The sequence below is a fragment of the Cellvibrio sp. KY-GH-1 genome, assembly GCF_008806975.1.
Classification (GTDB): Bacteria; Pseudomonadota; Gammaproteobacteria; order Pseudomonadales; family Cellvibrionaceae; genus Cellvibrio.
This window is the reverse complement of the sequence record NZ_CP031728.1, coordinates 1,691,474-1,705,728: the sequence shown is the minus strand read 5'-3', so window position 1 is coordinate 1,705,728 and position 14,255 is coordinate 1,691,474. Positions and strand designations below refer to the sequence as shown.

Below are 14,255 nucleotides of genomic sequence, written 5' to 3'. Positions count from 1 at the left end.
GATGTCCTTATTTAGTGTCGGTAATGATGCGATCATACTCCCCCGACTGTTTCAGCATCAACAATCCTTTATCAAATTCCTGTGCAAGCCATATTGCGCGCGGGCTTTTGTGTGAAAACGCCAGGTAGAGATCACCACGGTGATTGAGAAAGCGTTTATCCATTATGGATTTATCCAGCCCCATTTTGTTCAATGCAAATTCAGCCTCGCGATCAAACATAACGGCGGCATCGATGCGCCCTTGTTTCAACATGCGAATAATCTGCGATTGCTGCGTAAGCTGGATTTCGGTAAAGCGGTGGCGGTGCTGCTCGTAGATATCGCCATATTCATAATCGCGAATAATCCCTACGCGGAATTTTGCTGGTATGTCTTCAATGCGTTTGATGTTGGTAAAGCTATTCGGTTTGAAAAACCAGTAAGACTCCGCGCTGAGTAAAGGCACGGCGCCAAACAAGAAGCGATTTTTGGTGGTGGACTGCAGCGTGACGTTGTAGCCGCCATCAATTTTACCTGAGTCAAGGTCGTGCAATACGCGCGCGTAAGGCAGGGTCTGAAAATGTGGAGTCACGCCGGCTTTGGCAAAAGCGGCTTTGATCAGCTCGGTGGATATGCCCTGGCCATGTTCATTCGAGTAGGGCGGCCATGAGTCTTCAGCACCCAAACGGATGGATAGGGTTGTATCCGTTGAGTCTGCGTCAGGTTGGGGTATGTCCTCCGCCGTAAGCGGGAGCGCCATAAGGTTTGTTAACAGCCACGCGCAAATCCATGCTTTGGGCGCAAGGGATTTACTCATAGGTTAACAACTCCTCAGATGGCCAGCTTGCGGTATTTGGCGCCAAGCCTAATCGCATTTAGTTATATGATCAATAAGTCAAATAACTAAATTGGTTGATTATGGCGTCACAATTTTCAAGGCAAGATAATAACAAACAACAAATGCGAATTATTATCATTGCAAATGGTAATGGTTATCGATAGAATTTGAAAAAATTGTTAATTGTGTATTCCTATTACTAGCAAAGGCTTGTCATGACCATACAAAAAACTTCTAAACACATAGTTTCCAAGAAGCGCGCCAATACATTGCAACTGACCGCTACCGCTTTGTCGTCCGCCATGCTGTTGGCATCTGCTGGCGCTTTGGCAGCTGATGAAGCGCAAGACACCAAAAAATTAAATACGGTAAAGGTAGAAACTGACGCAGTAGCTGCCGACTATAAAGCTGAAAAAGCCAGTTCACCTAAATTTACCCAGCCATTGGTTGATACTCCGCAAACTCTCGTTGTTGTTAAGAAGGAGCTGTTTCAGCAGCAAGCGGCGACTACCCTCAGCGACGCGCTGCGTAACACTCCTGGTATTACCATGTTGATGGGAGAGAACGGCAATACTGCGACGGGTGACTCTATTTTCATGCGTGGTTTTGATACACAGGGCAGTATCTATGTGGATGGTATTCGCGATCTGGGTAGTATCAGCCGTGACACCTTCAACACTGAACAGGTTGAAATTGCGAAAGGCCCCGCAGGTGTGGATAACGGTCGTGGTGCTGCATCAGGTTACGTAAACCTCAGTTCCAAACTGGCTAATCAAGAAGATGCCACCATTGGCACTTTGACCGCCGGTACTGCTGATTACAAACGCGCGACTATCGATGTAAACCGCGCTCTGGGTGAAAGTTCAGCTGTTCGCGTCAATGTGATGAAACAAGATGCCGGTGTAGATGGTCGCGATGAAGTTGAAAATAATTTGCAAGGTTTTGCTGGCTCGCTCGCATTTGGATTAGGCAGTGAGACTCGGACCTACATCAATTATTTGTCGATGGAGCAATCCGGTATTCCCGATGGTGGTGTTCCTACGGTAGGTCTGGATGGCTGGTACAGCAGTGTTTATGCCGCCGCTTTCCCGAATGGCCCAAAAGTTAAGCCAGTTGATTCAGAGAATTTTTACGGTAGCACGTCTGATCACAATGATGTGAATGCCAATATGACTACCGTGCGTATTGAGCACGACCTTGCTGAAGGTGTAACGCTGCGCAATACCTCTCGCTATGGCCATACCAAGCAAGAGCAAGTGCTCACTGGTGTAAATGCCGTTGTTATTCCCAAGGCGACAGCCGCTGATACTGCAAGCTGGCAAGTGGCACGTACTCGTCAGGGTAAGGATCAATCCAACCAAATCCTCACCAACCAAACTAACCTCACCGCGAGCTTTGATGCGGGCGGTGTTAAACATGATGTAACCTCGGGCGTAGAATTTATTTACGAAAGCCAATTGAACTACACCATGGCGGTGCCGTTCGTATCACCTACGTCGTCGACCGCGGTGACCCAAGTGGCCGCCAATCTGTATCAACCCAACGCGTCTGATGTGTTCCAGCCGGTCGTTCGCACCGGTGCAAAAACGGATGGTGAAACTACCACTTACGGATTCTATGCGCTTGACACTATTACGTTAAACCCGCAGTGGGAAGTCAGCGTTGGTTTGCGCGCGGATCGCTTTAATACCAAGACCGACACCATTACTCGCCAAGCTGCAGTTACAGCGCCTGCGGTACAAATCATTCCAGTGGGAACCTTGTTGGGCCGTGAGGCGCATGTAACCGACGAGTTGTTGAGCTGGAAAATAGGTGGTGTTTACAAGCCGGTAGAAAAGGGTTCGATTTATATTTCTTATGCAACCTCTGAATTGCCACCGGGCGGTTCCAATTTTGCGTTAAATACTGATCCTACAACGCAAGCGGCGGGAAGCAACATCAACAACCCCAATCTCGATCCACAGAAAGGTACCAATTACGAGTTGGGCACCAAATGGAATTTATTGAACGATAGTTTGTTTTTTACGGCGGCGGCATTCAAAAGCACTAACGAAAATGAAATTGCAACCAACCCCGACGGCACATCGACGGCGGTAGGAGAGAAGCAAGTCGAGGGTGTGGAGTTTGCGTTAATAGGAGCGGTGACCAAAGCTTGGCAAATCAACGCGGGTATCGCATTTATGGATACTGAAATTGTGCGCGGTAACCGCACTGCTGCGAACAATGGTGCAGCCAACAATGAAGGTGGAGTCATTCAGTGGTCCCCCGAAGTCACTTTCACTTTGTGGAATACTTACACCTTTGGAAATGGTTTGGTTATTGGTGGCGGTGCGCGCTACATCGACAATATGATGAGTTCCAGCCTGACCAGTGAACAGGCACAGGCAACTCGTTCCGTGTTGGAGTTTGGTGACTATTGGGTGTTCGATGTGATGGCATCTTACCCGGTGACTAAAAACGTAACGCTGCAATTAAACGTGCTTAATCTCGCAGACGAAGAATATATCGGCAGCCTGAATAACTCTGGTGCCCGATATTACCCGGCGCAACCTTTGTCAGCGCGTTTAGGTGTTAACTTTGCGTTTTAATTGATCAATAAAACCGCGAATCCAGGGGCGCAATTTATTGCGCCCTTATTTATTTAATTGAATTAAGAACTACGCAATTGAATAGGGCGCACTAAATTGCGCCCCGATGAGGGCATTATGCTGATTCATATTCCAGAAGTCTTAACCAAACAGCAAGTGGCGGAATTCCGAGCGCGCTTGAATCAGGCGGATTGGGTTGATGGAAAAGCAACGGTGGGCGTGCAGGGCGCGCAGGTGAAAAAAAATCGCCAGCTGCCAGTTGATGGAATTATTGCGCGTGAATTGGGTGAAATTATTCTAACAGCGCTGTATCGCAATCCGGTGTTTATGTCTGCCGCTTTGCCATTGCGCATAGTTCCGCCGTTATTTAATGCTTATGCCGGTGGCGAGCATTACGGCTTTCATGTCGATGGTGCGATTCGTTTAGTTCCCGGCAGTAATTTAAGTCTGCGCACCGATGTTTCGTCCACGTTATTTTTGTCCGAGCCGGAAGAGTACGACGGCGGTGAATTAATAGTGCAGGACACCTACGGCAGTCACGAAGTGAAATTGCCTGCGGGCGATTTAATTTTATATCCCTCCACCAGTTTGCATCAGGTGGAGCCAGTGACTCGTGGTGAGCGCGTGTGCAGTTTTTTCTGGACGCAAAGTATGGTGCGCGATGATTGGCAACGAAATATGTTGTACGAGTTGGACTGCAATATTCAGTCACTACGCCAGCAACTGGGTGATAGTGCGGAAATTGTCGGGTTGACCGGCCATTACCATAACCTTTTACGGCAGTGGGCGCAGGTTTAACAGAAGCCTTTATGTTCAATAAATGAAAGATTGTGGAACAAATGTAGATCTGGTGAGCGCGCGTCTTTTTGTCAGGGCGACTGGATTATACTTGCGCCAAAAATCAGACGAGAAACGTTTATGTCATCTGCCGGATTGCGGAATACCGCGAAAAAACCATTTTATAAAACTACAAAAGCGTTGGTTGTTGTCTCCGGGGCAGGCCTGCTAATTGCTGCGCTGTTGGGAAAAACATTGTTGTCCAACAGCGCGAGCGAAGTGGTGTACACCACTGAAGCTGTAACCCGTGGTGATATTGAAAACCTGGTCACTGCCACAGGCACGTTGCAGCCACAGGATTATGTGGATGTGGGGGCCCAGGTGTCGGGTCAGTTAAAAAAATTGCATGTTGAGGTTGGCAGTGAAGTGAAGGAGGGTGATCTGCTCGCTGAAATTGATGCAACTGTGTATGCGGCGAAAGTGGATGCGACCCGCGCACAATTGCAAAACCAAAAAGCACAATTATTGGACCGTGAAGCACAGCTGGCGTTGGCGCAAATTAATTTCAAGCGCGAGAAAAATTTGTTCGCAGAAGATGCCACCACCAGTGAATCGCTGGAAACGGCTGATGCTGGTTTGAAATCGGCGCAAGCGCAACTGAAAGCTGTGCAAGCGCAAATTCAGCAAACCGAATCTACCTTGCAAGTGGAAGCCGCCAATCTTAACTACGCCAAAATCTATGCCCCGATGGATGGGACAGTGGTGTCTATTACTTCGCGTCAGGGGCAAACGCTAAACACCAATCAAATGGCGCCCACCATTATGCGGGTGGCTGACCTTTCCACTATGACTGTGCAAACCCAGGTGTCGGAAGCAGACATCGGCAAATTACGCAAGGAAATGTCGGTGTATTTTACCACTTTGGGTAGTCAGGGGCGTCGCTGGTACAGTAAGTTGGATCGCATTCAACCAACGCCAGAAATTCTTAACAATGTGGTGTTGTATAACGCACTTTTTGATGTTCCCAACGAAAACCGTTTGCTGATGACACAGATGAGCACGCAGGTATTTTTTGTAGAGGCGCAAGCAAAAGATGTGTTGCTGGTGCCTATGTCGGCACTCAGTTTTGCTCCGCCACGCGGTCCGCGCCCCGAAGGTGCTCCTGCGGATGATGGGCCTAAAGGTGAATGGAAAGGGCGTCGCGATCGCGCGGAAGGTCAAGGCACCATGGGCAATCGTCCGCGCCCGGCGCTGGTAAAAGTCATGAATGCCGATGGCGATATTGAAGAGCGCAAAGTATTGGTAGGCGTTACCAATCGCGTGCAAGCGCAAATTACTGAAGGACTGAAAGAAGGCGAAAAAGTGGTGAGTGGCAGCTCGCGCCCAAGCCAACCTAAAGCCGTAGGTGGCATGGGTATGGGTGGCCCCGGTATGGGAATGGGTAGACGTTAATGAGCGCGGCTAATTCCATACAACCGCTGATCAAATTATCTGACGTCACCAAAACGTTTCGCAATGGTGAAATTGCAACTCAGGTGTTGCACGGTATTGATCTGGAAATTTATCCCGGTGAGTTTGTTGCCATTATGGGGCAATCGGGCTCGGGAAAATCGACCTTGATGAATATTCTCGGTTGCCTGGATCGCGCCAGCACCGGCGATTATTTATTTAACGGTACCAGCGTTGCAACGCTGGATACTGATGGCCTTGCACAATTGCGGCGTGAAGCTTTTGGTTTCGTATTCCAGAGTTATAACTTGCTGGCCGGGTCTTCCGCCTGCGAAAACGTGGAAATGCCGGCAACCTATTCAGGTATGACCCCGGAAGCGCGACGCGCGCGCTCCTCAGCATTATTAAGTTCGCTGGGTTTGCAAGAACGTTTGTACCATCGCCCCAATCAATTATCCGGTGGTCAACAGCAACGTGTTTCCATTGCACGTGCGCTGATGAATGGTGGCCAGATTATTTTGGCGGACGAGCCAACGGGTGCGTTAGATAGTCACAGCGGCAAAGAAGTAATGCGCCTGCTGAAAGAATTATCCGCGCAGGGCCATACCATTATTTTGATTACGCACGATGCCGAAGTTGCGCATCACGCCCAGCGTTTGATTGAAATACGCGACGGTAAAATTATAGCGGACCCGGGTCCAACTATTCCTGAGCAGTTGCCGGCCGGAGAGCACACCTTACAGGGGGCGCCGGAACTTAAAACGGAAATTTTGGAAGCGACTAAAACGGCATTTCGCTCACTGCGCAGCAACGTGTTCCGCACGGTGTTAACCCTGCTGGGTATTGTGATCGGTGTTGCATCCGTTATTAGTATGCTTGCGATTGGCGATGGAGCGAAAAAATCCGTAGTGGAGAGTATCAGCGCTATGGGTAGCAACTTATTGTTGGTGCGCCCTGGCGGTCCAACGCAGCGCTTTCGCTGGGACTTGGTGACCTTGGTTCCAGAAGATGTAGATGCAATAGCGGCATTGCCTCATGTTGCTGCGGCGCTCCCGGAACTCAATGGGAGCTACACCCTGCGCTATGGAAATATCGATCACTCCACCGAAATTAGCGCAACAGCTGCGCAATTTCCTATGGCGCGGAAATGGGATTTGGCGCAGGGTACTTTCTTTACCGATGAAGACAACAAGAATTACGCCACTGTTGTGGTGTTAGGTAAAACAGTAGCGACTAAATTATTCGCCGATAAAAACCCACTGGGTGAATTTATCATCATCAATAATGTGCTCTTCCAGGTTATCGGAGTAATGAGCGAGCGCGGTGCCGACCCCGGTGGGCAAGATCAGGACGACAAAGTATTTGTGCCGTTTAATACCGGTAGCTTGCGCGTGATTGGTCAGCGATTTTTGCGCAACATAACCATCTCTGTTGATGACGAAAAAAATATGGAAGAAGTACAAACCCGTGTGCATGCGCTCCTTATGGAACGACATGGTACGGAAGATTTTCAGATTCGCAGCATGTCATCGCTGATTGATATGGTTTCAGAAACACAAAATACCATGACCTTCCTGCTCGGTTCTATCGCCGCAATTTCACTGCTGGTAGGTGGCATTGGGGTAATGAACATTATGCTGGTCAGTGTTACCGAGCGAACACGCGAAATTGGTGTGCGCATGGCAACCGGTGCGCGTACACGCAATATCATGCAGCAGTTTTTAATTGAAGCATTGGTGGTATCTGCGCTTGGTGGTGTGATTGGCGTCGCCATTGGCTTGGGTACGGCTATGTTAATCGCTAATTTTGGCACACCTGTGGCTTATTCGTTTGGGCCAGTCATCATGGCATTCAGTTGTGCGTTTTTAACGGGTTTGTTGTTTGGTTATTTGCCTGCGCGCAAAGCGGCTCGCCTTGATCCGGTTGCAGCTTTGGCGACGGAATAACTTTGTAGCAGGTGAAGGTGGTTATGCAAATTAAACGTTTATTTTTGGTGATCGCATCCCTATTAATTTCTGCGTGTTCACCCACTCAGGTGCAAAAGCCGAACATTAATTATGCGGATAATTATTCCGTCACCGCTACTCAGGCAGTGGGTGAGAATCTTGTAGTGGATGCGAGTTGGTGGAAAGCATTTCAATCACCGGCGTTAAATGAGTTGATGCAGGCTGCACAACAACAAAGCCCTGATTTGTTAATTTCAGCCGAACGCGTAAAGCAAGCGGAATTGCAAATGCGTATTGCCAATGCGAGTTTGTTTCCATCGCTCAGTGCCAGTGCCTCCAGTGGTGAATCCCGCTCCAAACCCGATAGCAGCAGCAATACCCGCAGCGAAACTACGCGCGCAGGTGCCAACATTAGCTATGAGGTGGATTTATGGGGCGGTATTGCTGCTGAGCGTGCCGCTGCAAACGCGGACTATGACGCTACGCGTTACGATCAGGATGCCGCATCCCTGAGTATAAAAGCGGCTATTGCCAATGGTTGGTTCCAATGGCTTGCGTTGCAGGAACGTATTGCCACTGCGCATAAAAATATTGCCATCGCTGAACGCGTGCAAAAAATTGTCGATGCTCGCTATAAAAATGGTGCGGCAACTGCAGCAGATGTCGCGCAGCAAAAAACCAATTTATTGAGCCAGCGTTCTTCATTATTGCCCCTGGAGTTGCAAGCGCGTCAAACCCAAGCGGCATTAGCGATTTTAATGGGTAAGACACCGCAGGAATTTTCACTGACTGCAGAAAAATTATTAGAGTTGCAAGTGCCGCAAATGGCGGCAGGTACTCCGGCGGATCTGGTGACTCGTCGCCCGGATTTGGCTGCGAGTGAAGCGAATTTGCGCGCAGCTAACGCGAATATCCATGCGGCGCGCGCGACACTCTTGCCCGGAATCAGTTTGAGCGCTAATACGGGTAAAACCGCGAGCGAATTATTCAGTCTGAATCCAGCCACACAAACGTCGGGTTGGGCTCTGTCACTCGCGCAAACTCTTTTTAACGGCGGGCGCCTGGTAAATCAAAAACGCTTGAGCGAAGCGCGTCAGCGTGAATTGTTGTTGCAATATCACAAAGCGATTTTAATCGCGCTGCAAGAGGTGGATAACGCACTGGTGGCGGCGGATATCAGCTTGCGCCAGGAAGCCAGCCAGCAGGAAATAGTCGCCAATGCCGAGCGCAGTTTGCGTTTGACAGAAGCGCGCTATCGCGCAGGGACGAATGATTTGTTATCGCTGCTGGATGCGCAGCGCAGTTTATTCCAGGCGCAGGATTCGCTCGTGCAGCAGCGTCTTGCGCGTTTAAATGCGGCCGTGGATTTGTACAAATCCCTTGGGGGCGGCTGGACATTGGCGGTCAACAGTGTGGTTGCTAAATAGGTTGCTTACCGGGTTGCTGATTAGTTAATTAATGTATCGCATATCTAATAAATTCAGGCATCGAATAGTGGTGCGTTTTGGTTGGGGGCTAGAGTGAGAAACGTTTTATTCCAGATTCACTGGTTTTTGGGCATTACCGCAGGGTTAGTGCTAGCAATTGTCGGTATTACTGGCGGTTTGATGAGTTTTGAACGGACCATAATGGACGCAATTAGTCCTGATGTTGTAACCGTACAAGTAACGGGTGAACGCTTAACGCCGGATGCTATTGTTAAACATTTTCGCGCGCAACGCGAAGGTGCGAGCGTGGAGCAAATTACGCTCTGGCCAGACGCTGAGCGCAGTGCGCAAGTGCGTCTTGCTCCTCCGCCCGGAGAGCGCCGCGGTGAAACTGTTTATATCAATCCTTATTCCGGTGAGTTGCTCGGAAAAATTCGCGGCGAGCAATTTTTTCGCACTGTACGTTCCCTGCATCGTTGGTTATTAATTCCGTCGGAAGAAGGCGGTATTAATATCGGTCGCCAAATTACCGGGTTTAGTGCGTTTGCGTTGGTATTTTTTGCGTTGTCCGGTTTGTATTTACGCTGGCCGCGTCGCGCGTTGAATTGGCGCAACTGGTTCCGCATCGATTTCAGTTTAAAAGGGCGCAATTTCTATTGGGCGTTGCACTCAGTGATTGGTACCTGGGTAATTCTCATGTATCTGCTGATGGCATTAACTGGCCTGACCTGGTCTTACTCCTGGTTTAAAAATGGTGCGTCAATGGTGTTAACCGGTGAACCGGTACAAGAACGACGCGGTTTTGGTCCGGGCGGCCCCGGTGGTGGTCAGGGCGCTGGCGGTATGAATCGTGAAGGTCGTGCTATGGGCGGCCGTGAAGGTGGCGAGCGTCGTGGCGGTGAAGGCCGAGGTGGTGAAGGAAGAGGTGGCGAAGGAAGAGGTGGCGAAGGTGGCCCCAGTAGTGAAGGTGGCATGCATCAAGAACATGTAGCACCTGTTGCTGTCGATGCGGCCTGGGCGAGCTTTGTTGTCAAAGCCGCAAATAATTATAAATTTGCGAGTGTGACTATTCCGCGCTCAGAAAAAGATCCGGTGATGATTAACTACGTCACGCCTGGTGCCACCAATGATCGACAGCGTAGCATGATCAGCTTTAATGCACTCTCGGGCGAATTAATTAGTGATCAGCCTTACAAGCCACTGGAGCCATTGGGCAAACGCATAATGCAAGGCATTTATGAATTGCATACCGGCGAATGGTTTGGCACTCCCGGATTGATTATTAATATGACTGCATCACTGTTGATGCCCTTATTTACTATCACCGGTTTGTTGTTGTATTTGGATCGTCGCAAAAAGAAACGTAATAGTAAAACGGCAGCAGCGGGTGTTAGCAATACGCACACCGATGCCGATTACTGGGTTGTCTATGCCAGCCAGACGGGTACGGCAGAGCAGCTTGCCTGGAATACGGCGACAATTTTGCAATCTGGTGGTATTAAAGCCAGCGTAAAAAATATCGCAGCGCTGGATAAAGCCACCTTGGAATCGGCAAAGAAAATTCTCTTTGTGGTCTCTACGTTTGGTGAAGGCGAAGCACCGGATTCTGCGCGTGCCTTTGCGCGGAAATTTCTCAAGTCATCACTACCGCTGAACCAATTGCAATACGGTATTTTGGGGCTGGGCGATAAACGTTATGGCGATTACTGCGCATTTGCCGCACAAGTCGAGCAGTGGTTGTTGGCGAGTGGTGCCAGTGCACTCTTTGCGCGTATTGATGTTGATAACGCGCACGAACAATCCATTCATCAATGGCAACAGCAGGTTGCGGGCTTAAGTGGTGTGACGAGTGTTACCGCCTGGGCTGCGCCCGAATATGAAGACTGGCGTTTGCAAAAACGCGAGTTACTTAACGCGGGTAGTGTGGGGGCTGGTGTGTATCGTGTCAGCTTGCAGCCGCCAAAACCTGGTAATACCCATTGGCAGGCCGGCGATATTCTGGAAATCAAACCGCACAATAATTCTGAATTGCCGCATCGCGAATATTCTATCGCCTCGCTGCCGACCGATGGCGTGGTGGACTTGGTGGTGCGTCAGGCATTCAATGAAAAAGGTGAGTTGGGTATGAGCTCTGGTTGGTTGACTGCGCTGGCTGAGGTAGGCAGTGAAGTTCAAGCGCGTATTCGTGCTAATCCATCGTTCCATGCGCCACAAACTAATTGCCCGATGATTTTGATCGGTGCTGGCACTGGTATCGCCGGTTTACGTGCGCACTTGCATGAGCGTTATCTAAAAGACCAACAGCAAAACTGGCTGGTGTTTGGCGAGCGGCAACGCATTCATGACCGTTTATTTGCCCGCGAATTGGATGCCTGGAAGACTTCCGGCTTCCTGACCGAATTTGATGAAGTCTATTCGCGCGATGGCGAAGGCTATGTGCAGGATCTGCTGCGCAATAAACAGCAGCAACTTGGTGAATGGCTGGATCGCGGCGCAGTGATTTATGTGTGCGGCAGTTTGTCCATGGGAGCCGGTGTACAGCAAGTACTTATTGATATTCTGGGTGACGCTGAGTTACAACAATTGATCGATACGCAACGCTATCGTCGCGATATTTATTGATTGGTGGTTAGTCAACTCACACATGGCATTTTTCCTGCTGGAGTTTCAGTCGTTGTTTATCCAATGGGAGTTCAGCAGGAAAAATGCCAGCAATTTTCTTATCAATTCATAATTACTTTGCGCAGATTAAACCGGGAAAAATGGTGCTCTGGTTTTATCTGATTTGGTACGTTGTCACCGTGTATTTTCATTTCGATCCCAACCCAAAAATCTGGATTAATGCGTTTGGAATCAGTGTGGTCATTGGAATAGCGCTAATGTTAAGCGTCAGCAACGGCCAATCGCCGCTGGCTAATCCCTGGCAGACGTTTCGTTTGTTCTGGATGCCTTTTGCAGTATCCAGTTTTTCCTCGCTGATTAAAGGGCAGGGCTATACGGTAATCTTTTCACCGCAGGCTCACGAAGTTGTGGTCGCATTGAGTGCATGTGTGCTCTTCGGGCTGCTGGTGGCAGCGCTGAAATGGCGCAATCGCCACTCGACTTTGACTGTTTCTTGATTTCGGTTTTGTCTCCTTTCTAATCGCTGCGTCATCGAGTCGAGGTTGCCTCGGCTTCCCCAAGTCCCCTATACTCGCCGACCCGCACAATCGTAGGTGCGGTTACCTGATGTTTACTCTGTTCGATTACTCATGTGACCTTTGGTAGGGGTCACCACTGACCAAGGATTTATCATGCCTGTTATTACTCTCCCCGACGGTTCCAAACGTCCATTCGAAAATCCCGTATCTGTTTATGAAGTGGCTGCCTCTATTGGCGCCGGCTTGGCTAAAGCTACCCTTGGTGGTCGCATCTTTTTAAATGGTGATACCACGGGCCAGCGTGTTGATGCGCACGACCTGATTACTGAAGATGCGGATCTGGTGATTTTCACCCCGAAAGACGAAGACGGTTTGGAAATTATCCGCCACTCCTGCGCCCACTTGCTCGGTCATGCGATCAAGCAGTTGTTCCCCGATGTAAAAATGGCCATTGGCCCAACCATCGACAACGGCTTTTATTACGACATCGACCTTGAGCAAAAGCTGACTGACGAGGATATCGCCCGTCTGGAAGCGCGCATGCTGGAGTTGGCGAAAACCGAATATGACGTTGTGAAAAAGAAAGCGACCTGGCAGGAAGCTTATGATGTGTTCACGGCGCGCGGCGAGACTTATAAGTTGGAAATCCTGGATCGCGACGTACCCAAAGACGCAACCCCGGGTCTGTATCACCATGAAGAATACGTCGATATGTGCCGTGGTCCGCACGTGCCCAATATGCGTTTTTGCTTGAATTTTAAATTGATGCGTGTGTCTGGCGCCTACTGGCGCGGTGACTCCAATAACAAAATGTTGCAGCGCATCTATGGCACCGCGTTTGCCGATGCCAAGCAATTAAAAGCCTATTTGAATCTGCTCGAGGAAGCTGCCAAACGCGATCACCGCAAACTGGCGAAAAAATTTGATTTGTTCCACCTGCAAGATGAGGCGCCGGGCATGGTGTTCTGGCATCCCAAGGGTTGGACGCTGTGGCAGCAAATTGAACAGTACATGCGTGCCAAGCAAAATGAGTGGGGTTATCAGGAAGTAAAAACGCCGCTGATTATGGATCGCACCCTGTGGGAGAAATCCGGTCACTGGGAAAACTACCGCGACAACATGTTTACCACTGAGTCGGAAAAGCGCGATTTCGCGGTTAAGCCGATGAACTGCCCGGGGCACATTCAAATCTTCAACCACGGTTTGCGCTCGCATAAAGATTTACCACTGCGTTTGGCGGAATTCGGTTCTTGCCATCGCAATGAGGCCTCAGGTGCGTTACATGGCATTATGCGCGTGCGCGGTTTTGTGCAAGATGATGCGCATATCTTCTGTACTGATGACATGGTTATCAGCGAAGTATCTTCTTTTAACCAAATGCTCAAGTCTGTCTATGACGACTTTGGCTTTACCGATATTGCGGTAAAGCTGTCCCTGCGCCCGGAAAAATATGCGGGAACCCTGGAAACCTGGAATAAGGCGGAAGAGGGCTTGCGCACCGCATTGCGCGCAGCGGGTCTGGAGTGGGAAGAGTTACCGGGTGAAGGTGCGTTCTATGGTCCAAAGATTGAGTACCAGATCAAAGATGCCCTTGGTCGCTCTTGGCAGTGCGGTACTATCCAGCTTGATTACGTGTTGCCCGAGCGTCTGGATGCTGAATATGTGGCGGAAGATAATGCCCGTAAGCGTCCGGTTATGTTGCATCGCGCCATCCTCGGTTCCTTCGAGCGTTTCCTGGGAATCCTGATCGAACACTATGAGGGTTCATTTCCTGTTTGGTTGGCGCCAGCCCAGGTTGCGGTGATGAATATCACTGATAACCAGGGTGAATACGTCAAATTCGTGGAAAAAACCTTACGAGATAAGGGTATCCGCGTGATTCCTGACTTGAGAAATGAGAAGATCGGCTTTAAAATCCGCGAGCACACAATTCAGCGGGTACCCTACCTGCTCGTCGTTGGCGATAAAGAGGTTGAAAATCAATCACTTGCGGTTCGCACAAGGGACGGACAAGACTTGGGTGTAATGACTCTGGAAGCTTTCATCGAGCACTTGACCGCCGATATAGCGCGTCGAGGCAGAAATATTTCTGCGTAAAATCGGGTTTTGGG

At 49.6% G+C, this 14,255-nt stretch carries 9 protein-coding genes; 8 read left to right on the top strand and 1 reads right to left on the bottom strand.

The window, feature by feature from the left end:
- Positions 1-7 precede the first annotated feature (7 nt).
- Positions 8-796 carry an ABC transporter substrate-binding protein gene (locus D0C16_RS07265; RefSeq protein ID WP_225318937.1) on the bottom strand — a complete coding sequence of 263 codons (789 nt, stop codon included), beginning with the start codon at positions 794-796 and terminating at the stop codon, positions 8-10.
- A gap of 236 nt (positions 797-1,032) precedes the next feature.
- Here D0C16_RS07265 and D0C16_RS07260 point away from each other — a divergent pair, with 236 nt between their 5' ends.
- From D0C16_RS07260 to thrS, 8 genes are all read left to right on the top strand, one after another.
- Positions 1,033-3,405 (top strand): catecholate siderophore receptor Fiu, encoded by a 2,373-nt coding sequence (locus D0C16_RS07260; RefSeq protein WP_151031695.1) that lies wholly within the window; start codon positions 1,033-1,035, stop codon positions 3,403-3,405.
- 117 nt (positions 3,406-3,522) lie between these two features.
- On the top strand, positions 3,523-4,203 hold the full coding sequence (locus D0C16_RS07255; RefSeq protein WP_151031694.1) for a Fe2+-dependent dioxygenase: 681 nt from the start codon (positions 3,523-3,525) through the stop codon (positions 4,201-4,203).
- 120 nt (positions 4,204-4,323) lie between these two features.
- Positions 4,324-5,634, top strand: coding sequence for an efflux RND transporter periplasmic adaptor subunit (locus D0C16_RS07250; protein WP_151031693.1), 1,311 nt, complete (start codon positions 4,324-4,326; stop codon positions 5,632-5,634).
- Complete coding sequence (locus D0C16_RS07245; RefSeq protein ID WP_151031692.1) at positions 5,634-7,577, top strand: MacB family efflux pump subunit; 1,944 nt, start codon at positions 5,634-5,636, stop codon at positions 7,575-7,577. The genes D0C16_RS07250 and D0C16_RS07245 overlap by 1 nt, the downstream gene beginning before the upstream one ends.
- A 23-nt stretch (positions 7,578-7,600) precedes the next feature.
- A complete protein-coding gene (locus D0C16_RS07240) occupies positions 7,601-9,004 on the top strand; it encodes an efflux transporter outer membrane subunit (protein WP_151031691.1) in 1,404 nt (467 codons plus the stop codon).
- A gap of 93 nt (positions 9,005-9,097) precedes the next feature.
- A complete protein-coding gene (locus D0C16_RS07235) occupies positions 9,098-11,626 on the top strand; it encodes a sulfite reductase flavoprotein subunit alpha (RefSeq protein ID WP_151031690.1) in 2,529 nt (842 codons plus the stop codon).
- Between the two features lie 83 nt (positions 11,627-11,709).
- Positions 11,710-12,123, top strand: coding sequence for a hypothetical protein (locus tag D0C16_RS07230; protein ID WP_225318936.1), 414 nt, complete (start codon positions 11,710-11,712; stop codon positions 12,121-12,123).
- A gap of 174 nt (positions 12,124-12,297) precedes the next feature.
- A complete protein-coding gene (gene thrS / locus D0C16_RS07225; RefSeq protein ID WP_151031689.1) occupies positions 12,298-14,241 on the top strand; it encodes a threonine--tRNA ligase in 1,944 nt (647 codons plus the stop codon).
- The last annotated feature ends 14 nt before the right edge of the window (positions 14,242-14,255 follow it).

Bases quoted from the DNA above. Each gene is read 5' to 3' on its own strand.
- D0C16_RS07260 (WP_151031695.1), top strand. From the start codon at position 1,033: ATGACCATACAAAAAACTTCTAAACACATAGTTTCCAAGAAGCGCGCC.
- D0C16_RS07255 (WP_151031694.1), top strand. From the start codon at position 3,523: ATGCTGATTCATATTCCAGAAGTCTTAACCAAACAGCAAGTGGCGGAA.
- D0C16_RS07240 (WP_151031691.1), top strand. From the start codon at position 7,601: ATGCAAATTAAACGTTTATTTTTGGTGATCGCATCCCTATTAATTTCT.
- D0C16_RS07250 (WP_151031693.1), top strand. From the start codon at position 4,324: ATGTCATCTGCCGGATTGCGGAATACCGCGAAAAAACCATTTTATAAA.
- thrS (WP_151031689.1), top strand. From the start codon at position 12,298: ATGCCTGTTATTACTCTCCCCGACGGTTCCAAACGTCCATTCGAAAAT.
- D0C16_RS07230 (WP_225318936.1), top strand. From the start codon at position 11,710: ATGCCAGCAATTTTCTTATCAATTCATAATTACTTTGCGCAGATTAAA.
- D0C16_RS07245 (WP_151031692.1), top strand. From the start codon at position 5,634: ATGAGCGCGGCTAATTCCATACAACCGCTGATCAAATTATCTGACGTC.
- D0C16_RS07265 (WP_225318937.1), bottom strand. From the start codon at position 796: ATGAGTAAATCCCTTGCGCCCAAAGCATGGATTTGCGCGTGGCTGTTA.